The organism is Pelagerythrobacter marinus (assembly GCF_034375205.1).
Lineage (GTDB): Bacteria > Pseudomonadota > Alphaproteobacteria > Sphingomonadales > Sphingomonadaceae > Pelagerythrobacter > Pelagerythrobacter marinus.
In genome coordinates this window covers 1,669,008-1,692,392 of sequence record NZ_CP139719.1, presented here as the reverse complement: position 1 = coordinate 1,692,392, position 23,385 = coordinate 1,669,008, and the positions used below count along the sequence as shown (strand labels likewise).

General features: G+C 60.4%; 21 protein-coding genes. 12 read left to right on the top strand and 9 right to left on the bottom strand.

Features of this window, described 5'->3' with window-relative positions:
- The first annotated feature begins 12 nt into the window (after window positions 1–12).
- A complete protein-coding gene (locus tag T8T98_RS08110; protein WP_010412699.1) occupies window positions 13–408 on the top strand; it encodes a MerR family transcriptional regulator in 396 nt (131 codons plus the stop codon).
- A gap of 26 nt (window positions 409–434) precedes the next feature.
- Here T8T98_RS08110 and lspA read toward each other — a convergent pair whose 3' ends face one another.
- Window positions 435–1,001: a signal peptidase II gene (gene lspA, locus T8T98_RS08105; RefSeq protein WP_322295496.1), complete on the bottom strand. Its 567-nt coding sequence runs from the start codon at window positions 999–1,001 to the stop codon at window positions 435–437.
- 199 nt (window positions 1,002–1,200) lie between these two features.
- Window positions 1,201–1,386: a hypothetical protein gene (locus T8T98_RS08100; protein WP_230293248.1), complete on the bottom strand. Its 186-nt coding sequence runs from the start codon at window positions 1,384–1,386 to the stop codon at window positions 1,201–1,203.
- A gap of 41 nt (window positions 1,387–1,427) precedes the next feature.
- Between T8T98_RS08100 and T8T98_RS08095 the strand changes: the two genes are divergently transcribed.
- Window positions 1,428–3,068: an acetolactate synthase large subunit gene (locus T8T98_RS08095; RefSeq protein ID WP_322295495.1), complete on the top strand. Its 1,641-nt coding sequence runs from the start codon at window positions 1,428–1,430 to the stop codon at window positions 3,066–3,068.
- Window positions 3,065–4,459, top strand: a complete 1,395-nt coding sequence (locus tag T8T98_RS08090) for an aldehyde dehydrogenase family protein (protein WP_322295494.1) — start codon at window positions 3,065–3,067, stop codon at window positions 4,457–4,459. The genes T8T98_RS08095 and T8T98_RS08090 overlap by 4 nt, the downstream gene beginning before the upstream one ends.
- A gap of 137 nt (window positions 4,460–4,596) precedes the next feature.
- On the opposite strand, the gene T8T98_RS08085 is transcribed toward T8T98_RS08090, so the two are convergent.
- Window positions 4,597–4,995, bottom strand: coding sequence for a MerR family transcriptional regulator (locus tag T8T98_RS08085; RefSeq protein ID WP_008603824.1), 399 nt, complete (start codon window positions 4,993–4,995; stop codon window positions 4,597–4,599).
- 75 nt (window positions 4,996–5,070) lie between these two features.
- On the opposite strand from T8T98_RS08085, the gene T8T98_RS08080 reads away from it, so the two are divergent.
- The 7 genes from T8T98_RS08080 (at window position 5,071) to T8T98_RS08050 (ending at window position 13,464) form a co-directional block, all read left to right on the top strand.
- Window positions 5,071–5,688, top strand: a complete 618-nt coding sequence (locus T8T98_RS08080) for a cation transporter (protein WP_054523302.1) — start codon at window positions 5,071–5,073, stop codon at window positions 5,686–5,688.
- Window positions 5,689–5,782: 94 nt separating this feature from the next.
- A complete protein-coding gene (locus T8T98_RS08075) occupies window positions 5,783–7,735 on the top strand; it encodes a cytochrome c/FTR1 family iron permease (protein WP_322295493.1) in 1,953 nt (650 codons plus the stop codon).
- Between the two features lie 156 nt (window positions 7,736–7,891).
- Window positions 7,892–8,509: a TetR/AcrR family transcriptional regulator gene (locus tag T8T98_RS08070; RefSeq protein ID WP_219148266.1), complete on the top strand. Its 618-nt coding sequence runs from the start codon at window positions 7,892–7,894 to the stop codon at window positions 8,507–8,509.
- The gene (locus T8T98_RS08065) at window positions 8,506–9,510 is read left to right on the top strand and encodes an efflux RND transporter periplasmic adaptor subunit (RefSeq protein WP_219148268.1); all 1,005 of its coding nucleotides are present in this window, start codon (window positions 8,506–8,508) and stop codon (window positions 9,508–9,510) included. The genes T8T98_RS08070 and T8T98_RS08065 overlap by 4 nt, the downstream gene beginning before the upstream one ends.
- A 6-nt stretch (window positions 9,511–9,516) precedes the next feature.
- Window positions 9,517–11,238 (top strand): ATP-binding cassette domain-containing protein, encoded by a 1,722-nt coding sequence (locus T8T98_RS08060; RefSeq protein ID WP_230293249.1) that lies wholly within the window; start codon window positions 9,517–9,519, stop codon window positions 11,236–11,238.
- A complete protein-coding gene (locus T8T98_RS08055; RefSeq protein WP_322295492.1) occupies window positions 11,235–12,353 on the top strand; it encodes an ABC transporter permease in 1,119 nt (372 codons plus the stop codon). Before T8T98_RS08060 ends, T8T98_RS08055 begins: the two co-directional genes overlap by 4 nt.
- A 4-nt stretch (window positions 12,354–12,357) precedes the next feature.
- A complete protein-coding gene (locus T8T98_RS08050) occupies window positions 12,358–13,464 on the top strand; it encodes an ABC transporter permease (protein ID WP_046904073.1) in 1,107 nt (368 codons plus the stop codon).
- Between the two features lie 6 nt (window positions 13,465–13,470).
- On the opposite strand, the gene ppk2 is transcribed toward T8T98_RS08050, so the two are convergent.
- On the bottom strand, window positions 13,471–14,247 hold the full coding sequence (ppk2, locus tag T8T98_RS08045) for a polyphosphate kinase 2 (RefSeq protein WP_230293251.1): 777 nt from the start codon (window positions 14,245–14,247) through the stop codon (window positions 13,471–13,473).
- Window positions 14,248–14,437: 190 nt separating this feature from the next.
- Between ppk2 and T8T98_RS08040 the strand changes: the two genes are divergently transcribed.
- Window positions 14,438–15,013: an RNA polymerase sigma factor gene (locus T8T98_RS08040; protein ID WP_322295491.1), complete on the top strand. Its 576-nt coding sequence runs from the start codon at window positions 14,438–14,440 to the stop codon at window positions 15,011–15,013.
- Window positions 15,014–15,285: 272 nt separating this feature from the next.
- Here T8T98_RS08040 and T8T98_RS08035 read toward each other — a convergent pair whose 3' ends face one another.
- From T8T98_RS08035 to T8T98_RS08015, 5 genes are all read right to left on the bottom strand, one after another.
- Window positions 15,286–16,335, bottom strand: coding sequence for a type II glyceraldehyde-3-phosphate dehydrogenase (locus tag T8T98_RS08035; protein WP_230293253.1), 1,050 nt, complete (start codon window positions 16,333–16,335; stop codon window positions 15,286–15,288).
- A gap of 57 nt (window positions 16,336–16,392) precedes the next feature.
- Window positions 16,393–17,310 carry a ribose-phosphate pyrophosphokinase gene (locus T8T98_RS08030; protein ID WP_230293254.1) on the bottom strand — a complete coding sequence of 306 codons (918 nt, stop codon included), beginning with the start codon at window positions 17,308–17,310 and terminating at the stop codon, window positions 16,393–16,395.
- Complete coding sequence (locus T8T98_RS08025; RefSeq protein WP_230293255.1) at window positions 17,307–18,845, bottom strand: thymidine phosphorylase family protein; 1,539 nt, start codon at window positions 18,843–18,845, stop codon at window positions 17,307–17,309. The genes T8T98_RS08030 and T8T98_RS08025 overlap by 4 nt, the downstream gene beginning before the upstream one ends.
- Window positions 18,842–20,206, bottom strand: a complete 1,365-nt coding sequence (locus T8T98_RS08020) for an MBL fold metallo-hydrolase RNA specificity domain-containing protein (RefSeq protein ID WP_230293256.1) — start codon at window positions 20,204–20,206, stop codon at window positions 18,842–18,844. The genes T8T98_RS08025 and T8T98_RS08020 overlap by 4 nt, the downstream gene beginning before the upstream one ends.
- Window positions 20,207–20,292: 86 nt before the next feature.
- Complete coding sequence (locus T8T98_RS08015; protein ID WP_230293257.1) at window positions 20,293–21,627, bottom strand: hypothetical protein; 1,335 nt, start codon at window positions 21,625–21,627, stop codon at window positions 20,293–20,295.
- Between the two features lie 148 nt (window positions 21,628–21,775).
- On the opposite strand from T8T98_RS08015, the gene T8T98_RS08010 reads away from it, so the two are divergent.
- Complete coding sequence (locus tag T8T98_RS08010; RefSeq protein WP_230293258.1) at window positions 21,776–23,365, top strand: acyl-CoA dehydrogenase family protein; 1,590 nt, start codon at window positions 21,776–21,778, stop codon at window positions 23,363–23,365.
- Window positions 23,366–23,385 lie beyond the last annotated feature (20 nt).

Below are 23,385 nucleotides of genomic sequence, written 5' to 3'. Positions count from 1 at the left end.
GAGGATTAAAGAATGCAGATAGGAAAAATTGCCCGCGCGACCGGGACCAAAGTCAACACCGTTCGCTATTATGAAGAGATCGGTCTTCTGAAGCCCGCTCCGCGCTCCCAGTCGGGACGAAGGATTTACGCAGACGCCGATGTCGAACGGCTCGCATTCATCCGGCGGGCTCGGGGTTTGGGCTTTTCGGTGTCCGAAGTTCGCTCGCTGCTCGAAGTGTCGGACGCACCAAACCGGGATTGCAAGGACGCTGCGACTTTGGCACGAAATCATTTGCGCCGGGTGGAGGAGCAGATCGAACAGCTGCAGGCGATGAGACAGGAACTGATCGGCCTGGCACGGGCCTGCGATGGGGGCACTGCCACCGACTGCGGCATCATCGGCGGGCTTGCTAGAAAATCCGCCTAAAGATTGCCTCGGCAAAAGCGCAGAATCTACACTTTCGGCGCGGTGCCATCGTCGCGCTGCGTTTCTCCGGACCACCAGGTAACGAGAAGCAATGCCACTCCAAGGACTATTCCGACATCCGCGAGATTGAACGCCGGCCAGTGATAGCCGCCGACATAGAAGTCGAGAAAATCGGTGACCGCTCCGTCCGCCAGTCGGTCGGCAACGTTACCCAATGCACCGCCAATGATCGAACCTATCGCGGCGGATTCAAGGCGTACGGTACTGCGCCAGAGCCATCTGGCCAGAACGCCCACGACAAGAAGCGCGAACCCGGACAGCAAATAGGGCGCGATTGGATTACCGGAACTCAGAAGGCCGAATGTAACACCGCGATTATATCCGAGCACCAGATTGAAGAATGGAAAAACATCTATCGTGCGGGCAGGGTCCATGACCACATTCACAATAAGCCATTTTGAAATGAGATCGCTCGCGAAGACTGCGACGGCGATCGAAAGACCAAGACTTCGGTACATATTGGTTCCTTGGATGATCGGCAGATATCTCTGATTCTCCGGACGATAGAAATTAGGCCTGGGCCCGGTACTCATCGATCATGTCAATGCAGATAGGTCAACTGCACCGCAGATCACTGGCCTAGCCATTCAGGCATCCGAATGTCATCGGCACGTGATTCCAGCGCGGGAAAATATCTTTCTCCGCCATGCCTTGATGGGCAAGCAAAACATTTTCGCCGATCTCGCAAATTGCACCGGTTCCGCGTGGGGGCACACGAGGTGGATCGCGGACTCATGCTGCGGCGGTGGGAATGTCAAGAAACGCAGTCCCTACCTTCTTGCCAAATCCAAAGGTCATGTTTTTTAGGATACTTTTTGCGGCTACGCGCATTTCAGAACATTCGCTGAACGGCATGGTGCGAATGAGGCGGGGCTCCTTGCGTCTGTGACTCTCTTTGCGGTTGTAGTGAGAAAGCATTGCCGTAGGGCATTCATGCTTCTGAAAAGGGAATATCAAAAATGAAAGCCTCTGACTTGTTTATCGCTGCATTAGAGGCTGAAAAGGTGGAATACATCTTTGCCGTTCCCGGCGAAGAAAACCTCGACCTGCTGGAATCCCTGCGCACGTCCTCAATCGAATTGGTATTGACGCGCCATGAGCAAGGTGCGGGCTTTATGGCGGCGACCTATGGCCGGCTAACCGGCAAGGCGGGGGTTTGCCTCGCAACTCTCGGGCCTGGTGCGACGAACCTGACAACTCCGGCGGCCTATGCCGCGCTCGGGGCCTTTCCGCTCGTCATCATCACCGGGCAGAAACCGATAAAGACATCGAAGCAGGCCCAGTTCCAGATTGTCGACGTTGTTTCCCTGTTTACGCCGCTATGCAAGGCTTCGACCCAGATCGTGAACGGCAATCGCATTCCCTCGCTCGTTCGCGAAGGTTTCCGCCTGGCGCAGGAAGAAAGGCCCGGTGCCGTCCTTCTGGAACTGCCCGAAGACATTGCTGAAGAGCAAACGGTCGAACCGGTCATACCGCCGCATGACAGGCGCTATGCCGTAGCGGGTGATGCCGCTCTGGATGAAGCAGCCCGGCGTATTCTTGCTGCGCAGCGGCCTCTGCTGCTGATCGGAGCTGGAGCGAACCGCCGCCGCGCTTCGAAGGCGTTGCGCAAATTCGTGGCCGATACCGGCTTTCCCTTTTTCGACACCCAGATGGGTAAAGGCGTGGTCGACGAAGATAACGAGCTTTATCTGGGCACCGCGGCGCTATCGTCGGGCGATTATGTCCACTGCGCGATCGAGAAGGCCGATCTGATCGTCAATATCGGTCACGACGTGGTCGAGAAGCCTCCCTTCTTCATGGAGCCGGGCGGGCAGACCGTCATCCATATCAATTACAAGGCAGCCGAAGTCGATCAGGTCTACTTCCCGCAGCTCGAGGTCATCGGCGACATCGCCGGATCGGTCGAGCGGCTGGGAAACCGCCTGGATGGCAAGCTGCAGTGCGACCGCAGCTATTATACCGCCCTGCATCACGAGATTGCATCGCACATCTCCGAGACCAGCGACGACGAACGTTTTCCAATGGTCCCCCAGCGCGTGGTTGCCGACGTACGCAGCGTAATGGCGCGCGATGATATCGTTGCGCTCGACAACGGCATCTACAAGATCTGGTTCGCCAGAAACTACATCGCCCACGAGCCTGGCACCATCCTGCTCGACAATGCATTGGCGACGATGGGTGCTGGCCTTCCATCCGCCATGATGGCTGCGATGCTGGCGCCGGGGCGCAGAGTGCTCGCGGTATGCGGCGATGGCGGGTTCATGATGAACTCGCAGGAACTGGAAACGGCCGTCAGGCTTGGACTGAACCTTGTCGTTCTCGTTCTGAACGATGCAGCATACGGCATGATCCGCTGGAAGCAGGACCAGCTCGGCTTTCCGGACTACGGCCTGACCTTTTCCAATCCCGACTTCGTCACCTACGCACAAAGCTATGGAGCGACCGGTCACCGGGTCGAACGGAGCGCAGATCTTGTGGCGGTCCTGAACGCCGCATTCGAGGCTGGCGGCGTGCACCTTGTCGATCTGCCCGTCGACTATTCCGAAAACAAGAAGGTGCTGATCGACGAACTCGGCGCGAAGGTGTGCGAGCTATGAAAACGATCGTTCACAATCCCTTCGACCGCTCGCCGATTGCAGAAGTGGCGCTTGTCGACTGGGCTCAAATCGATGAATGGCTGAATGAAGCGCAGTTGCTCCACCGCGACCGCAGTTGCTGGCTTGCCGTGCACGAGCGTATCGCCATCCTCCGGCGGGCTGCGGATATCATGCGCGAACGAGCCGAGGATCTCGCTCTCCAGATCGTCAGGGAGGGCGGCAAACCCCTGGTCGATGCGCGCGTGGAAGCCGGTCGCGCGATCAGCAGCGTCGACTTGTGCGTTCAGGCGCTCAGCGATGGCGGCGGCCACGAGATCCCCATGGACCTGACAGAAGCGGGTGCGGGAAGGACGGCATATACCTTCCGCGAGCCGATCGGTCCTGTCGTGGCGATCTCGGCATTCAATCACCCCCTCAACCTGATCGTCCATCAGGTTGCACCGGCGGTAGCAGCCGGGTGCCCCGTTCTCATCAAGCCTGCGCTGGAAACGCCTCTGTCATGCCAGAGCTTCGTGAGCATTCTCCATGAAGCCGGCCTGCCCGAGGCCTGGTGCCGGTTCGCACCTTGCGGCAACGATATCGCCGAAAGAATGGTAACCGATCCGCGCACGGCGTTCTTCTCATTCATCGGTTCTGCGAAAATCGGCTGGATGCTTCGCTCGAAGCTGGCGCCGGGGACCCGCATTGCTCTCGAGCACGGCGGCGCGGCGCCGGTAATCGTGGACAACGGCGTGGAGCGCGCAGCAGTGATCGCCTCGTTGCTTAAAGGCGGGTTCTATCATTCGGGTCAGGTCTGCGTTTCCGTACAGCGCGTATTCGTCCCTGCTGCAGAATTGAAAGACTTCGCCAATGACCTAGGGCGAGCTGCCGAAAAGCTGGTCGTGGGCGATCCCGCCGATGCTCAGACCCAATGCGGACCCCTGATCCGAACGGAGGAAGTTGACCGCGTCGAACGCTGGGTCGATGAAGCCATCGCAGCAGGCGGCACCCTGGTGTGCGGGGGAAGCCGTCTGAGTGATACTCTTTTCTCCCCGACCGTCATTGTCGATCCTCCCGAAAGTTCCAAGGTATCCCAGGAAGAAATCTTCGGCCCCGTGATCTGCGTGTATGGCTATGACGATATCGACCTGGCTATCAAGCAGGCCAATGCCCTGCCTTACGCCTTTCAGGCCGCTGTATTCACGGATCGCCTGTCAATCGCTAATCATTGCATACAGTCTCTGGCGGGATCGGCTGTGATGGTGAACGACCATACGGCATTCCGCGTCGACTGGATGCCTTTTGCAGGGCTGCGCCGCTCCGGGCTTGGCGTCGGCGGGATCCCCTACACTATGGCGGATATGAGCATTGAAAAAATGGCCGTCTGGAACTGGCCGACAGCAGCATCATAACCCGTTCGACAGACCCGGGATGGCGACACGGGCAGCTTCGCACCCGTCGGCCTTTCCCGAAGTTAAGTCTCTTAGGGGCGGCGGACAAAAGCCGTGCATCGGCGAGCCTGACCGAACTGGCGCACGAGGCGCGGGCATCAAGGCTCGGTGGTACCGGCAAGTGCATCGATGATGCGACAATCGCCTACCGTGTCTTGCTCGCAGGCAGCGATCATGCGCCCAAGCTCCGTCCGCAACGCCTCCAGGCTGGCGATCTTGCGCTCGACTTCGCCGAGATGGCTTCTGGCCAGAGCGTCAATGCCCGCGCAGGACCGGTCGGCATCATCGGAGAGATCGAGCAATTCCCTGATGCGTGCCATCGAGAAGCCGAGATCACGCGCGCGCCGTATGAAGTTAAGGCGCGCTTCCTCTGCAGGTCCATAGTCGCGATAATTGGCCTTCGTGCGCGGAGGGGCAGCGAGGATACCTTCGCGCTCGTAGAAGCGGATTGTTTCGGATTTGACGCCGGTTATCCGGGCAAGTTGACCAATTCTCATGACAAAGGCTCCTGCCGCTTGACCTTGTAGTTACTACAAGGTGCATAGGGCGGATCGACGCAAGGAGTCGAGTAAATGGGAAAGACCTGCTGCGGCCCCGATGAGGCCGGTGCAAACAACAACGATCCGACATGGCGGCGCATTCTGTGGATCGCGCTGGGCCTTAATGCAATCATGTTCGGTGTGGAGATCGTGGCAGGCATTGCTGCGGATTCGCGCGCCTTGCAGGCCGACGCGCTCGACTTTCTCGGTGATGCGGCAAACTATGCTATCAGTCTTGGCGTAGCGGGGATGGCGCTCGTCTGGCGCGCACGTGCGGCTCTCGTAAAGGCGGCGACCATGCTGGCTTTCGGCCTGTGGGTGCTCGGCTCGGCCATCTGGGGTTTCTTTGTCGGGGCGTCGCCCGACCCGGGAACGATGGGCGCCATCGGTTCTCTTGCTCTGGCGGTAAATCTCGCCGTCGCCGCGATGCTGTTCCGGTATCGCTCGGGCGATGCGAACATGCGCTCGGTGTGGATCTGTTCGCGCAACGACGCGATCGGTAATATCGCCGTGCTGGCGGCAGCGATTGGCGTTTTCGGCACCGGCCGTGCGTGGCCCGATCTGGTTGTGGCGAGCATCATGGCAGGACTGGCGGTGTGGGGAAGTGCCGAAGTCTTCAAACAGGCACGTGGCGAACTGCGCTCTACCTAAACTCCAGAATATGCCGCGATTGCGGATTGGGAAAATACGTTTCCGTCTTTACCCTGCTATTGCGAATTAATTGCAACAGATATAGAGCCCCCGCATGCATCGCATCGTCTCCGCCACCGTCCATCCGGCAATGCGGCTCATTCTGCTGGCGCTTGCGCTGTGTCTGTCCGCCACCGCGAGCGCGGAAGAGCCCGATGTGCGAACCACTTGGCGCTTGCTCGATTATATCGCGGTCGACTACGCCTCCGCGGTTTCCGACGGACGTGTTGCCGACGAATTCGAATATCGCGAAATGGTGGAGTTTTCCGATGTCGTGGCGCGGCAGATCGCTGCATTGCCGGACACTAAAGACAATCAAGCACTCATCCGCCGATCGGACCAGCTGCGAGCTCTGATCGCCAACAAGGAACCCGCCGAGCGAGTTGGGCGCTTCGCGCGCGCGCTGGCAGCCTCGTTGCTGACAGCCTACCCGGTTCCGCTCGCCCCTTCGCAGGCGCCCGACCTTGTCCGCGCCCGCACTCTCTTCGCGCAGAACTGCGCCTCGTGCCACGGCGCCGCCGGAAGTGCGCCACCAGCCGCAATGCAGGCGCTCGATCCCCCGCCGATCGACTTTACCGATATCGACCGGGCACGGCAGCGCAGTGCGTTCGGGCTTTACCAGGTCATCACGCAGGGGCTTGAAGGAACGTCCATGGCCAGCTTCGCATCGCTATCCGACGAGGATCGCTGGGCGCTTGCATTCTATGCCGGCAGCATTGCTTTTGAAGATGTGGCCAAAGGCGAGCGTATCTGGCGGGAAGATGATGGCATACGCCAGCTTGTCCCCGATCTCCAGACGCTCGCCGCGCTCACACCGGAAAGTCTGGCCGAGCAGATCGGCGAGGACCGTGCGCTCGCCGTCATGGCCTATCTTCGCGCCAATCCGGATGCGGTGGGACAGGCAAATGACGCCGGTTCGCTCGCCTTCGTTCGCGATATGCTCGATCGCAGCCTGTCAGCTTATCAGGCTGGCGACCGTGAGGAAGCGCGGGAGCTTGCCCTGTCTGCCTATCTCGACGGGTTCGAACCCCTGGAGGCCCTCCTGGCAACGCGCGATGGCGGTTTGATGCGGGAGGTAGAACAGGCGCTCGGGCAATTCCGGGCCGGAATAGAGTCCGGGGCGGACCCATCCGAACTACAGCAACTAAGGGCTCGCATCGATAGTCTGCTGGCCAGCGCCGAGGGAGCGTTAGCCCCTGAGGCGGCCAGCGAAATCTCGACCTTTCTCGGCGCGTTCACCATCCTGCTGCGCGAGGGGATCGAAGCACTTCTGGTTGTGATCGCCATGATCGCCTTTGTGAAAAAGTCGCAGCGCTCCGAGGTATTGCCCTATGTCCATGGTGGATGGATCGCCGCTCTTCTTGCAGGTGTCGCCACCTGGGTCGTAGCAACCTACTTCGTCAGCATCAGCGGTGCGAGCCGCGAGATGACCGAAGGGATCGGCGCGTTGCTTGCGGCTGTCATACTCGTATCGGTCGGGATCTGGATGCACGGCAAATCCCAGGCCGAGGAATGGCGGCGCTATATCCAGGAAAAAATGGGCAAGGCGCTCTCGCGCGGATCGGCATGGTTTCTCTTCGGTCTCGCATTCGTGGTCGTCTACCGGGAAGCGTTCGAGACTATCCTGTTCTACGCTGCCCTGTGGAACCCGCAGAGCAGTGGCATCATACTGGCAGGTGCCTTGTCCGCAGTCGCGCTGCTGGCGCTCATTGCATGGGCCATGCTGCGCTACAGCCGCAAACTGCCGATCACCCAGTTCTTCCGCTACAGTGCTATCCTGATTGCGATACTTGCGGTCATTCTCGCGGGCAAGGGCGTGGGCGCTTTCCAGGAGGCCGGAGTTCTTACCGCCACTTTCATTGCCGGCTTGCCGCGCCTCGCCGAACTCGGCTTCTTCCCGACTGTCGAGACAATAGTCGCGCAGTTGCTCACGCTGCTGGCTCTGATTGTCGGATTTCGCGTAAACCGGGCTTTTTCCAATCCGCCACCGGCAAACGTTACGGGATAAGTGGTCCCGGCTACGCAGTCTCCTCGATCCGGCCACAGGGCGGGCGTGCGAAGGACTATCCCACGCTTAAAGGCAACCATAGAGTACGGCCAAAAAGAACCCTGCAGGTCTGTAATACCTCGCTGACTGATGCGTCAGTCACACCGAGGTGTTCAAATGACCGATGACATCGCCAGAAAATTGAAAGCTGCCGCGGCCCGGCTTTTCACTCAGCACGGATATACGGCAACCCGCGTCGCGGACATCGTCGCGAATGCGGGCGTAGCGCAGGGGACCTTTTACCTGCATTTTGAAAACAAGCCGTCGCTGTTTGTCGCGCTTATCGATGAATTCTTTGCAGGACTGATTGAGGAGACCATTGCCCGCCATCCCGCCAAGCGGCTGCAAACTGGAGAGCAGCTATCAGCCGAGGTTGAGGAGATCTGGATGACCATCATTCGGTATGGCCGCAAGCATGATATTCTGACCAGGCTGGTCTTGCGTGAGGGCCATGCGCTTCCGCCCGAGCAGCGCGCTCATATCAATCGACATTTCGAGCAAGGCGCTGACGCGCTCGCGCGGTATCTCGAAGATGCCCAACAGCTCGGCCTGGTGAAAAATCTCCCGGCGCGACTCATTGCTTGGGTTCTTGTCGGAATGATCGAGCGGGCAATGCACTACGCCGTTTTTGTCGCGCCGAACGCACCGAGCGTGTCGCTGGCAGGGCATTGCACCGAGTTCGAACTCCTGGGCCTGCTGGAACCTAGTGATGCTAGGACCGGAGGCGAATCATGAGATCCAGACAGAAGGTCTACATCGGCATTGGCCTGCTCGTATTGCTAGCCGCTTCGGCAGCGACAATCTGGCTGATGCAGCCTGATCGGCATGAGCGAGAAGGTCATCTGGTACTCAATGGAAATGTCGATATTCGTCAGGTCAATCTGGCGTTCAAGGTTCCAGGCAGGATCGACCGATTGGCGGTCGATGAGGGAGATAGGATTGAAGGTGGCGATCTTTTGGCCTCGCTTGAACCTCAGGATTACAAGAACGAGATCGCGCTTGCCGAAGCGCGTGCCAGCCAACGCTCCGCAGCGCTCGCCGCTCTCGAATCGGGCAGCAGGCCGGAGGAGATCGAGCGGGCGAGAGCGCGGGTTGCAGAAGCGGAGTCCGCGCTGAGCGTTGCCCAGGCAACCCTGGACAGGGTCGAACACCTCGCCGAACGCGGGTTTGCCGCACGGCAGACCCAGGACGAGGCGCGGTCACAGCGCGATCGCGCGGCCGCTCAGCGGCAGGCGGCGCTCGAAGAACTCTCGCTTGTCCGCGAGGGACCCCGACGCGAAGAAATCCGGCAAGGACGCGCGGCGCTTGGAGCCGAGCGAGCTGCCGCTGCGCTCGCCCGGCAACGCCTAGTAGACGCGAACCTTTACGCGCCCGCTGACGGGATCATCCTGACGCGCGCACGCGAGGTTGGGGCCATCGTGGGGCCGGGCGAAACCGTATTCACACTCGCGCACACCTCGCCCATGTGGATCCGGGCCTATATCGAGGAACCCGACCTCGAGCGCGTCGAGATCGGTATCCCCGCGACAGTGTTGACCGAGGCTGGCCGCGAATTTCCCGGCCGCATTGCCTACATCTCACCGACAGCCGAGTTCACACCCAAGTCCGTTGAGACCCGCGAACAGCGCACCAGCCTTGTCTACCGGGTGCGTGTGCGTACCGAAGATCAAGACGGAATCCTGAAGCAGGGCATGCCGGTCTCCGTGATCGTCCGTCCCGTCGCCCCCGGGCGTTGACGGGTGGTGGCTCTGGTAACCATCGAAGGCCTGACCAAACGGTTCCCCAAGCAAGCCGAACCGGCATTGCGCAGTGTGAGCACACAGATCAGATCGGGCCACATCGTCGGGCTGGTGGGGCCCGATGGCTCGGGGAAGACAACCTTCTTGCGCCTGATCGCCGGACTGCTGCGCGCCGATGAAGGCGGGATCGACGTGGGAGGTTTCGATCCCGTCGCCAACGCGAAGGAGGTGCGCGCGCGCATTGCCTATATGCCGCAACGTTTCGGCCTCTACGAGGATCTGAGCGTGGAGGAAAATCTCAATCTCTACGCAGATCTGCGCGGACTGGTTGGATCAGCGCGCAAGGCGACATTCGAGCGGCTTCTCGATTTTACCGGCCTAGCGCCATTTACCGGCAGACTGGCAGGCGCCTTGTCGGGCGGCATGAAGCAAAAGCTCGGGCTCGCCTGCGCTCTCGTTGTGACACCTGAACTCCTGTTGCTGGACGAGCCAAGCGTCGGCGTAGACCCTATTTCGCGGCGCGAACTCTGGCGAATGGTAAGCCGACTGACCGATGAAGGGATCACGGTCGTTTGGGCAACCGCCTACCTCGATGAGGCCGAGAAATGCGAGACTGTGCTCGTGTTGAGCGAGGGCGATCTCATCTTCGACGGTCGGCCGGCCGATCTGGCCGCGCGTGTCGATGGCCGGGTGTTTATGATCGAGGGCATCGAGGGCGATCGGCGCTACGTTTTGAATAAGGCTCGCCAACACGAGGCTGTGATGGATGGAACAATCCAGGCCAGCGACGTCAGGCTGTTGCTCAACGAGAATGCGCATGCCCCCTCACTGGCTTCGATTGGCGCGGGGGATGAAGCTCGGCTGCAACCTGTCGCGCCGCGTTTCGAGGATGCGTTCATCGATCTCATCGGCGGCGGGTTTCGCGCCGAATCGCCTTTCGCGGGTGGATCGGAGCGCAGCCACGATATAGCGATTGCCGTAGAGGCGCGCGGACTAACGCGGATGTTCGGCTCCTTCACTGCGGCTTCCGAAATCAGTTTCGATGTGCGTCGAGGTGAAGTGTTTGGGCTTATCGGACCCAATGGCGCGGGCAAGTCGACTACATTCAAAATGCTCTCCGGCCTTCTCAAGCCGACCAGCGGTGAGGCTCGTATTGCCGGTGTCGATTTGCGTACTGCCGCGAGCGAGGCACGGGCTCGTCTCGGATACATGGCGCAAAAATTTTCGCTGTATGGCGATCTCAGCACGATGCAGAATCTGCGGTTCTTCGCACGTGTTTACGGCCTTACCGGAGCGCGGCAGCGTACCATGATTGCGCGTATGATCGAAAGCTTTGCCCTCACGGACAAGCTCGATGAGAATTCCGGTCAGCTCCCGCTTGGGTTCAAGCAGCGTCTGTCACTCGCCTGCGCCGTCATGCACGAGCCTGACGTCCTTTTTCTCGACGAGCCGACCTCGGGTGTCGATCCGCGTACGCGCCGTGAATTCTGGGCCCATATCAACGCAATGGTCACGAACGGCGTAACCGTCATCGTGACGACACATTTTCTCGACGAAGCGGAGTATTGCGACCGCGCTGCGCTCATATATCGCGGGCAGATGATCGCTTTGGGAACTCCCGCCGAACTCAAGGCGCAGGCGGCCTCCTCGACCATGCCCAACCCGACCTTTGAGGATGCATTCATCGCTCTCGTCGAAGAGAACGAAGCGGTAAACGCGCCATGAGGTTTTCGCGTTTCGCAGCGATCATGCGCAAAGAAACCCGGCAGGCTATTCGGGACCCGAGCACACTCATGATTGCCGGCCTATTGCCAATCATGCTGATCTTCCTGTTCGGTTATGCGGTTTCGTTCGACCCCCGGCAGTTCTCGGTCGGCGTTGTGGTCGAACAGCCGACCGGAGAGACGGAGAGCTTTGTCGCGTCGCTGCGCAACACGCGCTATTTCGAGATTGAAACAGCGCCTGTGCGAAAGGACTTCGAAACCCTCATGGCCGCGGGCGAGCTCGATGCGATCATCATCCTGCCACAGGATTTCAGCGCAATTGCGCTCCGCGGAGAGGCGGCGCCGATCCAGATCCTGGTCGATGGGGGTGATCCAAACACGGCCGGACTGGTTGGCTCCTATATTGAATTGCTCGTTATCAATTGGCTCGAGCAGGAATGGCTCGATCGCGGGCAACCGCCGCTCGCGCCTCTCGTCTCGATTGAGCCGCGTGTCTGGTTTAACGCCGAGATTTCGAGCCGCAACTATCTGGTCCCCGGCTCGGTGGCGATCATTCTCACCATAATCGGCGCCTTGCTCACAGCGCTTGTGGTTGCCCGCGAATGGGAGCGCGGCACTATGGAAGCGCTCCTTGCGACCCCTGTCGCTCCGCTCGAACTGCTGCTGGGCAAGCTTGTGCCCTATTTCGTGCTGGGCCTCGGCTCGTTCATGCTGTCCGTGTTTGTGGCCGTGGCGTTTTTTGGTGTTCCCTTCCGCGGATCGTTTCTCGCGCTCTCGCTCGCAGCCGCACTCTTCATGCTGTGCTCGCTGGGCCAAGGACTGCTCATTTCGACGCTCACCCGCAACCAGCTCGTGGCAGCGCAGGTCGCGGTGATGCTTGCCTTTTTGCCCGCGTTCTACTTTTCCAATTTCGTCTTTGAGCTCGACAGCATGCCACTGGCGCTCCAGCTTTTCAGCTACGCGATCCCGGCGCGCTTTTTCGTCTCGACTCTGCAGACGCAGTTTCTTGCCGGCAATGTCTGGTCGGTTCTGCTGCCCGATCTCGCTGCCCTTGCCATCTTCGCGATTGTGATCTTCGCGATCTGCGCTCTGTTCACACGCACCCGGCTCGACTGAGACCATGTGGCAACGCATCTACGCCTTGATCGTGAAGGAGCTTCTGGCAAGCGCGCGCGATCCGCAAACCCGTTGGGTGGTGCTGTTTTCGCCGCCCTTTCTGCTCCTCATCTACGCCTTTGCAATTACGCAGGAAGTATCGGACGTCACCCTGGCGGTCTACAACCAGGACCACGGCAATGCCTCGGTCGAGCTTATCAGCCGCTTCGAGGGTGCCGAAGTATTCGATCAGATTATCCATTTGCGAGCAGGCGCGGATATCGCGCCGACAATCGACGCACGCCGTGCGACGCTGGTCATGCGCGTTGGCGAAGACTTCTCGCGGCGACTCGAGCGCGGCGAAAGCGCCGAGGTTCAGCTAATCCTCGATGGCCGCAGATCCAACACCGCTCAGATCCTGCTGGGATACAGCAGCCGGATCGTCGAAACCTATAATCAGGAGCGGCTCGATCGACTGCGCGCGACGGCACCTGTGCGTCTTGTCCAAAGGACCTGGTTCAATCCCAATCTCGAGCCGCTCTGGTCCGCAGTGCCCGCGCTCTTTGCCGTCCTCGTAGCCGTGGTCGGTTTCATGGTGTCCGCGCTGTCGATCGCCCGCGAGCGCGAGCTCGGTACCTTCGAGCAATTGCTGGTGTCGCCGCTGCGCCCCTTCGAGATCCTGATCGGCAAAAGCGTGCCGGCTCTCCTGATTGCGCTGACGAGCGCAAGTGCGATGCTGGTTCTGGGGATGCTGTTTCTCAACGTACCGATCCGCGGTTCTCTCGCCCTGCTTTTCTTCGGAATGGTTGTCTATCTCGCTGCAATAGTCGGTATCGGCCTGTTTATCTCATCGCTCGCGAAGACCCAGCAGCAGGCGATTATCGGGCTGTTCATGTATATGGTCCCGGCCGTGCTTATTTCGGGCTATGCCACGCCGGTAGAAAACATGCCCGACTGGTTGCAGGGCCTTGCCGCCGCCACGCCGATCACCCACTTCATAGTCATCAGCAAAGCGGTGTATCTTCGTGAAGCGCCACTCTGGCTCTATTTCTCCCACATCTGGCCCATGGCGCTTATCGCTGCCGCGAGCCTGCTGGCGGCGACTTGGTTGTTCCGCCGCCGAACGGGTTAAACAGTTTCACGGGGCCAAGCCACCAATCCCGACTTCGGCAATCGGCAGGATGACCGAAGGGTCGGGACGCGCGAGGCGTTGATCAACCGCCTGGCACGCGATGGATTGCAGCATGTGCCGGATGATGTTGAGGCGTGCGGCGCGTTTGTCGTTGGCGCGCACTGCAATCCACGGGGCATAGGCAAAATCTGTGCGTGTCAGCATTTCGTCCCGGGCGGTGGAATAATCGTTCCACTTCTCGAGCGCCACTGCGTCGATGGGGCTGATCTTCCACTGCTTGAGCGGATCAGTGCGCCGCGCTTCGAGGCGCTTGGCCTGCTCTTTTCTATCGATGTCGAGATAATATTTGAGAAGCGTAGTCCCGTCGCGCGCCAGCATCTCTTCGAATTGCGCAACATCGGCGAAGAAGTCGACAACTTCCTCCTTGCCGGCAAATCCCATCACCCGCTCGACGCCCGCCCGGTTGTACCAGGAGCGGTTGAACAGAGCGATCTCCTCATCGGCGGGCAGCTGTTCGCTATAGCGGCGAAAATACCAGCTGCGCGCGTCGCGATCGGAAGGTTTTCCCAAAGCGACGACCCGCGTCTCGCGCGGGCTCATGTGTTCGCGCACACGCTTGATCACACCGTCCTTTCCGGCCGCATCCCTCCCCTCGAATATGATCAGAACACGCTCGCCATGGGCGATGACCTGGCGTTGTATCTTGACCAGTTCGATCTGCAGCGCGCGCAATTGTTGCTTGTATTCGCTTTTGGATATTTTCTTCTTAGTCGAACTGGACATGTTGCTCTCCGGCTCTTTAGCTGCGATAACAGGACAAACCCCGAACATGTCGCGACGATACTACCGCCTGCGACCGTTTTGCGGGAAGGGACGGGCCCTTCTCCGGTATTGGGGCACTGGCGTTTTGGGGTTTTCCATGGTTGGAATTGAAGCCGATAAAGCTGACAGGTCCGAGGAGGCGTTGCGACCGATGGATGAAGCAGTGCGCCGGGCGCTGGTGGATAGCCACGAAGATATGCTGCGCTTCCTCATCGGCCGCATGCGGGGGCGCCAGGAGGCGGAGGAAGTTCTCCAGCGTTTCATGCTTCGTGCGATCGAGCGGGCTGGGGACCTGCGGGATGTGGGTTCGGTCAAGGGATGGCTCTCCCGAGTGCTGGCGACGACAATTGCCGACTTTTACCGACAGGCTGCGCGCGGCCGTAAACACGAAACCGCCATTGATCCTCAGGAACTCGCCGAACTCGCAGAAGCAGAAGTCATTTCTGACGCGGAGATGGAGGCTGCCGTATGCAACTGTCTCTATCGCCTCCTGCCAACGCTCAGGCCGGACTATGCCGAAGTCATCTGGCGCGCTGATTTGCTCGAGGAGCCGCGTGAAAGCATCGCCAGCGCCCTTGATACGAGTGTCAACAATATCAACGTGCGTCTTCATCGTGCGCGCGGCGCGCTTCGCACGCGCCTGCTCCAGATGTGCCGCACCTGTGTCATTCACGGTTTCCTCGATTGCGAATGCCAGCATGAGAAGGAGCAAGCACACGCGCCGTAGGCGCAGACTGTCGGGGCCGCACTATCTGGGCGATGCTAGTCACCGTCCTTGGGCCGCGCGTCTCCTGAGCTGCATGGCCGCATAGCTTTTTCGTTTTGGCGTGGATCGCTGTCGACGCCCAAGGTCCAGGACGGTGGGTCGCTCGCGGGAAACGATTCGTTCAGGGCTTCGTCGATCGCTCGCTCTTCCGGGCCGGAGGAGCGCGTCTCTGGCTTGCATCGTGGCCGGTCCGTGGGGGCGTTCGTCATCGGCTTGGCTCTTGCCTTCAATCGCTACAATCTCAGCTCGTCTGATCCGATACCAAGCGTTTTGTTTGTCAACCTCATCGAGACCTCGGGCTGCTCCTCGCTCGACGCAAGGGCGCGGATCGCATCTATCGTTTCAGGGATGACGATGGCTTGGTTGTCGACCATGTAATTGTAGCACAGTTCGGTTCCATCGACCGCGAGGATGTTGCTCCAGAGGGCCACCTCGTAGAGGTCTGCATTGGGCCGCCCCTCCATCGCCATCGCCTCTTTGACGCTGTTGAGTGCCGACAGTCCGCTGTCTCCATCGATGAGCAGAATTCTTGGCGAGGCCGCAAATGCGTCGAGGACTTCCTCCTTTGTCGCAGGCCGGGTGAGTTCAACATACCAGCTGTGCAGATGAGCCAAGGTCTCAGGAACCTTGATCGCGATCGTCACCACATCGAGTTCCGGATCCACATGCCGGGCATCCGGCCCCTGATGGCTCGGGATTGTCGGCTCGGGCACGAGCGTGTTCATGATCCCCCCGAGATGGCTCTCCCAGGGGTCGGTGGCCCGGCGCATGAGCGTGCCGCGCGCCTTTTTGAGCAGGCCTGCGCGCTTCAGCGCCCCTAGGGTGCGGACAATCGACGTGGTGTTGCATGACACGACCCGTGTCGCATCGCGGCCGAGTGCGCTCTCATAGGTTGCTTCGGCGACGAATGAGTGCCCCGCCACGTCGTGCTTCTCGCCTCCTTGCACGATGAATGGCTTCCCTGCGCGGCGATAGATGTCTGCGTTTTGGGCACCGATGCCCTTGGGTGTGCAGTCGACAATGACGTCGCTTGCCGCGATGAGATCCTCTAGCGAACCAGCAACGTCGAGCCCCGACTCCGGCAAGGTTTGCGAGGCCTGCGAACTGGCCGCAAACAGGCGAACGCCGTCCTTCGCGAGCATTGCGATCCGCCAATCGGCGGCGACGTCGGCGACGCCTGCCAATGCCATATCGGGTTGTAGCCTTACGGCGCCGACAACGCGGCGACCGATTACCCCTGCTCCTACGATCCCTACCGAGATCTTGTTTGGCTCCTTTGTCATCGACTATGAACTCCAGTTGGTGGTTGCGGGCGCACTCGTGACGCCGAAAGGGTGGGATTAGTGGCTCGCGCCGATCAGCTCATCGTTCTGGACGCTCCATGCGCACAAAGCCTCGGCGAGTGACGGCGACACATCCACTGCGTTGGTTGGATGCGCGATGGCATTGACGCTGATCACGCGCTTGGCACCGGCCTGCAGGAGCTCGTCATATGCATTGCCGGCAAAGATGGGGTGGACCACAACGCAAACCGGCGGCTTACTTCCAGCCTTCGAGAGCAGCTTGACTGTTTCGACGAGCGTTCGCGCACTAGAGGCAATATCGTCGATGATGACGGGTTGTTTGTCGTCCATATCGGGAAGGCTCCCGCCGCTGATCGCCACATCGAAGTCGCCCCAGCGTTTCTTCTCCAGAACAGCTGAAGGTATGCCGGCCCTTTCTGCGACATCGAGCACCCATTGTTCGCTCTCCTCGTCGGGGCCGATGACGAAGGCGTCCGGGATGTTCGCCTTTAGCCAATCCGCAATCGCCGGTGCTGCGGGCACGACCTTGCTCGGCACCGAATAAATCTCATCGAGATTGTCGATGCGGTGCAGGTGGGGATCGACGGTGACGAGGAAATCGAAATAGAACGACAGCAGCCGCGAGAACGAAATGGACGTGACGGCCTCGCCTGGATTGAAGGCCTTGTCCTGGCGCATATAGGCCAGATAAGGCGCGACGAGCGCGATGCTTCGCGCGCCCTGATCGCGCAGCGCATCCGCCGCAAAGAGCAATGGCGCGATTTTCGCATCGGGCCGGTCAAGAGTGCAAAGCAGGACTACATCTCGGCCACTTACCGGCGTGGCGATTCGCAAGTAGGTTTCTCCATCGGGGAACTGGCGCGTCTCGAGTTCGCCGAGATCGGCCTCGAAACACCGGGCAAGTCCTTCGGCCATGCCCGGTGCCGCGCTAAGGGAAAAGACGACCCTGCTCATTGTGCCTCCAATCTGATCATATCGCTGTTGCGCAAGGCAAAGGCGAAAGCGTAATCAAGCTCGCCCATGCTTTCGCCGTGAATGGTGAAGAGTGGCTGGCCTTCCTCGACCAAATCGCCCGACTGCACATGCAGAGCGATCCCGGCCGTCGCGCGCTGCGGTGCGCCAGCGAGTTTGGCAGTGCGCGCAAGCAGGCGGTTGTCAAAGGTGGCTACCCGTCCTGCGCGCGTGGCGAGGAATTCGCGCGTCTGGAGCGCCCGCCCTGGCTCTTTGAAGCCGCCCTGTGCTTCGCAGATAGCAAGAAATTTGCTTTCTGCGCGCCCCTCGACCAGCAATTGCGTAGCCTGATGAAGAGCATCGGTACGCGATACGCCGCTCAGTTCGAGAATGCCGGCAGCCAGCGCCAGCGCGCGAGCTTTGAGATCCTGCGGCGCGTCGTCGCGGTTGGCGAGGACCGCAAGGACATCATGTGCCTCCAGGGCCGGCCCGATCCCGCGTCCAACTGGCTGGGTCCCGTCGGTCTGGACTGTCGCGACGTGCAGTCCGCATTGCCGCGCCACGTTCTCGAGGAGCCCCGCAAGCGCATCGGCGTCCCTTGTGCTCCGAATCTTCGCGGTCGGTCCTACTGGTAGGTCAAGCAATACGTGCGTCGATCCGGCAGCAAGTTTCTTGGAAAGCACCGAAGCAACAAGTTGCGCATCGCTGTCAACATCCAGAGCCCGCTCGATCCGAATGAGGACGTCATCAGCCGGACTGAGATTGACGCTGCCGCCCCAAACGATGCAGCCGCCTTCTCGTTCGACCACCTTCTGCATGGCCGCCAGATCGAGCGTCACGGGCGCCATGGTCTCCATCGCATCCGCAGTACCGGCCGGTGATGTGATCGCCCTGGATGACGTCTTTGGCATCGTGAGACCGGCTGCCGCGATAATACTGACCACGATAGGTGTTGTCCGATTGCCCGGCAGTCCGCCGACGCAATGTTTGTCCATCACGCGGTCGGTATTCCATTCGAGGCGGTCGCCCGCAGCGAGCATCGCTCGGGTGAGGGCAGCGGTTTCCTCTCCCTGTGCTGGCTGCGCAGCGAAAGCGGACACGAACGCGGCGATGTCGACATCCGAATACCGACCGTCCGCGATATCGGCGATAATGTGTCCTAGACGGATCTCGTCAAGCCGGTGGCCATAGAGTTTAGCTCTAACGTGGCTGAGCGACGACAACGGATGAGGATGCCTGACTTGAAGCTCGTCGCCCTCGGCGAGGGAAAGCCGTGCCATCAGCCGGTGAGGCAGGCCCACTTCATCGTCGGCCAGGAGATCATCCGTAGCCCGGTAAAGCGTCGCCAAAAGCGTTCTTCCTTTCGCGACAAGTTCCACCCCCACGCGGGCGCGAAACCCTTCGGACCGCGCAACCGGACAATCCTCATGCATGAAGATCATCGCTTCGCCATCGGTTTCGATCGGCAAGGCGCGCGCGCGCAACGGATGAGCAAGTGCGTCTGTGGAGGAGGTAGGGGAAAGGATGGCCTCACTCATGAAAGGACGACCTCTTCGGCGTGCTCGGGGACGCGCGCATTCCAGCCAAGACGTTCGGTCACAAGATGTCTTAGGGTGTCGGACGCACCGGGCTCTCCATGGGTTACGAAAATCTGCCGCGGAGAGGACCGGAAACCTTCAAGCCATCGCAGCAGTTCGCCCTGGTCGGCATGGGCCGAAAGCATGTCGAGCTGCGCCACCTCGGCGCGGATGGGGATGTAACTGCCGTGGATTTTCAGTTCGGTCGCGCCATCGCGCAGGGCCGCCCCCCGCGTGCCGCCAGCCTGAAATCCTGCGAGGATGATCGTGTTGCGGTGACTGGGGGCATAGTGTTTGAGGTGATGCAAAATCCGCCCGCCGGTTGCCATGCCGCTCGCTGAAATTATGATCTTCGGCATGGCGCTGCGATTGAGCTGCTTGGACTCTTCGGCTTCGCGAACATATTCGGCAATTCCGCATGCATCGCGGCATTGCTTTTCGGTCAGGCGGTGTTCGCCGAGATGGTCACAGAAAATCGAGCTGGCGTTTACCGCCATGGGGCTGTCGAGATAGATCGGGATTTGCGGCAGTCTGCCTCGCTGCCGCAACTGACCGAGATGGTAGAGAAGCGTCTGCGCGCGGCCGATCGCGAAGGAAGGAATGATGACCGACCCGCCGCGCCGGACCGTTCTTCCGACTACGTCTTCGAGCACACTTTCAGGGTCGGCCTCGCCATGATGGCGATTGCCGTATGTGGACTCGGTGACGATGTAATCAGCCTCGGGAACTACCACAGGATCGACCATCGTCGCGCTGCCGTAGCGTCCGATGTCACCCGAGAAGACAATCTTCATATCGTCGCATTGCAGCTCGATACTTGATGCGCCGAGAATATGGCCCATCGGCCGGAAGATCGCCTTGCAATCGCGCGTAACTTCGACCGGCTCCTGGAAGGGCACAGGCCTGAATGACTTCAGCGCGGCTTTCGCATCGGCCTGGGTGTATAGGGGCCGAGGCGACTTGTGCTTGCTGTACCCTTTCCTTTTCGCATAGCGGGCATCGGCCTCCATCAAATACCCGCTGTCGGGAAGCAGCAATTCGCACAGTTTGAGCGTTGCGTGCGTGCTCAGCACGGGCCCCTTGAACCCGTCGCGTATCAGAGCTGGAACGTAGCCCGAATGATCAAGGTGGGCGTGCGTGAGAAGGACCGCATCGATTGACGCCGGATCGACCGGAAACGGCTTCCAGTTGCGCTCACGAAGCTGTTTGAAACCCTGAAAGAGCCCGCAATCGATGAGGATCCTGTGATCAGGCGTCTGAAGAAGATACTTCGATCCGGTGACCGTACCCGCTGCTCCGAGAAAACTTAGCTTGTAGCTCACCAGACCTCTTCCCTGCCAATCGGATAGATTAGTAACCCCCAACAGACGGGAGCACGTGGCGGAAATTACAGTTCAACCGTCCGAACTTACCGGAATCCGCAGGCAGGATCATCCGTTATGGGAAGTATCGGCGAAAAGCCGCCACCCGGGGTTCGCATATTTGTCGCCTGGCCATGGTAGAGCCGTGCCGCGCGCAACAGTATTTCTCCGGCATAGGTATAAAGCCGCACATCCACTTTGAGCTCGACGATATCCGTCTCAAGGCGGACCTTGCGCGTGCTCGGAGGCGTAAACCGCTGCGCGACATAGCCGCCCTCAACGATCTCGGACCAGACCCGCTTCGTCAGCTTCGCTCCGCGATAGGCGGCCTTGCTGCCATAACCGCGGGCAGGTTTGAAAAACCAGTCTCGCCGTTCGGACCAGAATTTCTCGGCGTTAAAACGATCGACGATTGCTGTTTTCGGCACCGCGGCGAGGATCACTTTTTTCTCGCGTTCGCTCAAACCGCACGAAGCCAGCCAATCCGGATCGGAAAGCAGGCAGAGGTTCCGCTTGTCGGCATAGAGCGCATGGATATGCGGATTTGGCGAGAGCACGACGCGGCCTGTCATATAGGCTTCCCGAAGGGTCCGGCTCTCCGGGCGATCGAGCGAGAAATCGACCAGGCGATTATACACAAGATCGATTTTCCTGCCCTCGAAGAGTAATCCGGCGGGGGACAGCTCGAGATCCTCGGGCCCGGCGACCACCGCTTCATATCCGTGCTCCTGCAACAGGGTCCTTGCTGCGAGAAATTCGGGAAAAAGCGGCTGTCCTTCAGGATCATCATCGACGATGGCGATGGATTCGAGCTCACCGGCACGATCCTGCGCATGCCACTCCTCCTCGAACATCCGGGCAATTCTTGTCCGAAACGTGTCCTGTGAGATGTCTGCGGCCAGAGCCGGTCGTGTTTCCCTGCAGCATTGGGTTTGCGCATCGGCAAGCAAGGCGTTCAGAAAAGCGCCGCCGGCATTGGTGTTGATCTCGATGAGCCGCGGACCGTTGGCGGTGAGATGGAAGTCGTAGCCCATAAAAACCCCTTTGGGCCCGAAATCTCGGGCGGCTGACGAAGGCGCCCAGCCCATGACAACCGAGCGGAAGGCGGGGGTTTTGGCGACGGTCTCGATGGCCGCGACAACCTGCGTCATGGCCGAAAGCGTAGCTGGATCGATGAATACCGGGGCAGCGGCAAAGAGGGTCGATTGCGATGCAAGGAGGGTGTCGCCGGCTCCGCTCTCGCCGAGTTCCGTATCGAGGAGGGTCGCCAAACGCTGCCGGTCGAGCGTTACGCACATGCACTCGGCATTGGCCCAGTCCGCCGCCTTCCCTTCAGCCTGTTCTGCAGCACAGCTGTCGGTCTTGTCATCGCATGGCATCATTCGGTTCCATCAATAATGGGCAGATAAAGCACTTCGCCCAGTGAGGAGTTGCGCTTTTTCGCTGTCTCGGCGAGACTCGGATATGCCGAGAATCTCTTTGCCAGACCAGCTTGCCACGCATGAGGTGCTCAATCAGCCTCCACCCCTTGTGGATTTCAACGCCTTCGAGCTCGACGTTCCTCTGCAAAGCGCACTCGAACGAAACGGGGCGGCTGCGCACCGCGACCAGCTTGCTGTATTTGGCAAACGCGTCGGCAGTTTCGAGGCGCTCGAATGGGGGCGCCTTGCCAACGAAAATCCGCCAAAGCTGAAAACCTTCGACCGCTTCGGCCACCGGATCGACGAAGTCGAGTTTCATCCCGCCTACCACCAACTCATGCGCCTCGGTCTTGAATCGGGCGTGTCGGGGGCGGCCTGGACCGCCGAACAGGCGGGTCATACGCTGCACGCTTCGCTCCTCTACCTCATGACCCAGGCCGACGCGGGCACGGCCTGCCCGATGTCGATGACTTACGCGGTCGTTCCCGCGCTCCGCGCCGAACCGGCCGTAGCCGCTGAATGGGAGCCGCGCGTTACCAGCGGCCGATATGACCCGCGGTTTATCCCGGCGGCTGAGAAGACTGGCGCGACAATGGGCATGGCGATGACCGAGAAGCAGGGCGGTAGCGACGTTCGCGCGAATACTACACGCGCGCATGCGCTCGGGACGGGGGAATATGAGCTGATCGGCCACAAGTGGTTCTGTTCCGCCCCGATGTCCGACGCCTTTCTGACCCTCGCCTACGCAGAAGGCGGTCTGACCTGCTTTCTCGTGCCGCGCTGGCGCCCCGACGGGACCCGCAATGCCATTCACATCATGCGGCTCAAAGACAAGCTCGGCGACCGCTCCAACGCCTCGTCCGAAATCGAATATCACGGCGCCTGGGCCCAGCGTGTCGGGGAAGAAGGTAGGGGCATACGGACCATCATCGATATGGTGCAGGGTACACGGCTCGACTGCATTGCAGGGTCCGCCGCGGGAATGCGTGCAGCTCTTACGCAAGCCGCATGGCATACGCGGCACCGCACGGCCTTCCAGCGCCAATTGGCCGACCAGCCCGCCATGCGCGGTGTTCTCGCCGACCTCGCGCTCGAGGTCGAGGCCGCGACGGCGCTGATGATCCGCATCGCCTCGGCGTTCGACGCTGCGCAGGCCAGCGACGAACGCGAAGCGGCCTTTGCGCGCCTCGCGACGCCGATCGCAAAATATTGGGTCTGCAAACGTCAACCCGGCTTCGTCTACGAAGCGCTTGAGTGTCTTGGCGGCGCCGGCTTTGTGGAAGAGGGGCCCATGCCGCGCCTTTTTCGGCAGAGCCCTCTGAATGCGATCTGGGAGGGGTCGGGCAACGTGATCGCGCTCGATGCCCTCCGCGCGCTTACGCGGGAACCGGGGGCGTGGGAAGCCCTGCGCGCGGAACTTGGCCTGGCGCAGGGCGCGCATCCGCTGCTCGATGCGGCCATCGATCGCATCGACGGCATTCGTGTCAATGGTGTTCCCGCGGAATCCGAAGCGCGCGCCTTCGTCGAGACGGTCGCGCTCGCGCTGGAAGCAGCCTGCCTTCGCGATGCACCATCTGCCGTTCTCGCCGGGTTCTGCGCGACGCGGCTCGATCCCGACAACCGTGCGTTTCTTCATGGCGCTGCGAGTGCTTCGCTTGACACCGACCGGCTGTTGGCCCGTGCCCTGCCAAGCGAATGAGGCGTCGGACGCTCTTGCAG

Excerpts from the sequence above, each read along its gene's own strand:
- T8T98_RS08110 (WP_010412699.1), top strand. The coding sequence starts at position 13 with ATGCAGATAGGAAAAATTGCCCGCGCGACCGGGACCAAAGTCAACACC.
- lspA (WP_322295496.1), bottom strand. The coding sequence starts at position 1,001 with ATGAGTACCGGGCCCAGGCCTAATTTCTATCGTCCGGAGAATCAGAGA.
- T8T98_RS08100 (WP_230293248.1), bottom strand. The coding sequence starts at position 1,386 with ATGCTTTCTCACTACAACCGCAAAGAGAGTCACAGACGCAAGGAGCCC.
- T8T98_RS08095 (WP_322295495.1), top strand. The coding sequence starts at position 1,428 with ATGAAAGCCTCTGACTTGTTTATCGCTGCATTAGAGGCTGAAAAGGTG.
- T8T98_RS08090 (WP_322295494.1), top strand. The coding sequence starts at position 3,065 with ATGAAAACGATCGTTCACAATCCCTTCGACCGCTCGCCGATTGCAGAA.
- T8T98_RS08085 (WP_008603824.1), bottom strand. The coding sequence starts at position 4,995 with ATGAGAATTGGTCAACTTGCCCGGATAACCGGCGTCAAATCCGAAACA.
- T8T98_RS08080 (WP_054523302.1), top strand. The coding sequence starts at position 5,071 with ATGGGAAAGACCTGCTGCGGCCCCGATGAGGCCGGTGCAAACAACAAC.
- T8T98_RS08075 (WP_322295493.1), top strand. The coding sequence starts at position 5,783 with ATGCATCGCATCGTCTCCGCCACCGTCCATCCGGCAATGCGGCTCATT.
- T8T98_RS08070 (WP_219148266.1), top strand. The coding sequence starts at position 7,892 with ATGACCGATGACATCGCCAGAAAATTGAAAGCTGCCGCGGCCCGGCTT.
- T8T98_RS08065 (WP_219148268.1), top strand. The coding sequence starts at position 8,506 with ATGAGATCCAGACAGAAGGTCTACATCGGCATTGGCCTGCTCGTATTG.
- T8T98_RS08055 (WP_322295492.1), top strand. The coding sequence starts at position 11,235 with ATGAGGTTTTCGCGTTTCGCAGCGATCATGCGCAAAGAAACCCGGCAG.
- T8T98_RS08050 (WP_046904073.1), top strand. The coding sequence starts at position 12,358 with ATGTGGCAACGCATCTACGCCTTGATCGTGAAGGAGCTTCTGGCAAGC.
- ppk2 (WP_230293251.1), bottom strand. The coding sequence starts at position 14,247 with ATGTCCAGTTCGACTAAGAAGAAAATATCCAAAAGCGAATACAAGCAA.
- T8T98_RS08040 (WP_322295491.1), top strand. The coding sequence starts at position 14,438 with ATGGATGAAGCAGTGCGCCGGGCGCTGGTGGATAGCCACGAAGATATG.
- T8T98_RS08035 (WP_230293253.1), bottom strand. The coding sequence starts at position 16,335 with ATGACAAAGGAGCCAAACAAGATCTCGGTAGGGATCGTAGGAGCAGGG.
- T8T98_RS08030 (WP_230293254.1), bottom strand. The coding sequence starts at position 17,310 with ATGAGCAGGGTCGTCTTTTCCCTTAGCGCGGCACCGGGCATGGCCGAA.
- T8T98_RS08025 (WP_230293255.1), bottom strand. The coding sequence starts at position 18,845 with ATGAGTGAGGCCATCCTTTCCCCTACCTCCTCCACAGACGCACTTGCT.
- T8T98_RS08015 (WP_230293257.1), bottom strand. The coding sequence starts at position 21,627 with ATGATGCCATGCGATGACAAGACCGACAGCTGTGCTGCAGAACAGGCT.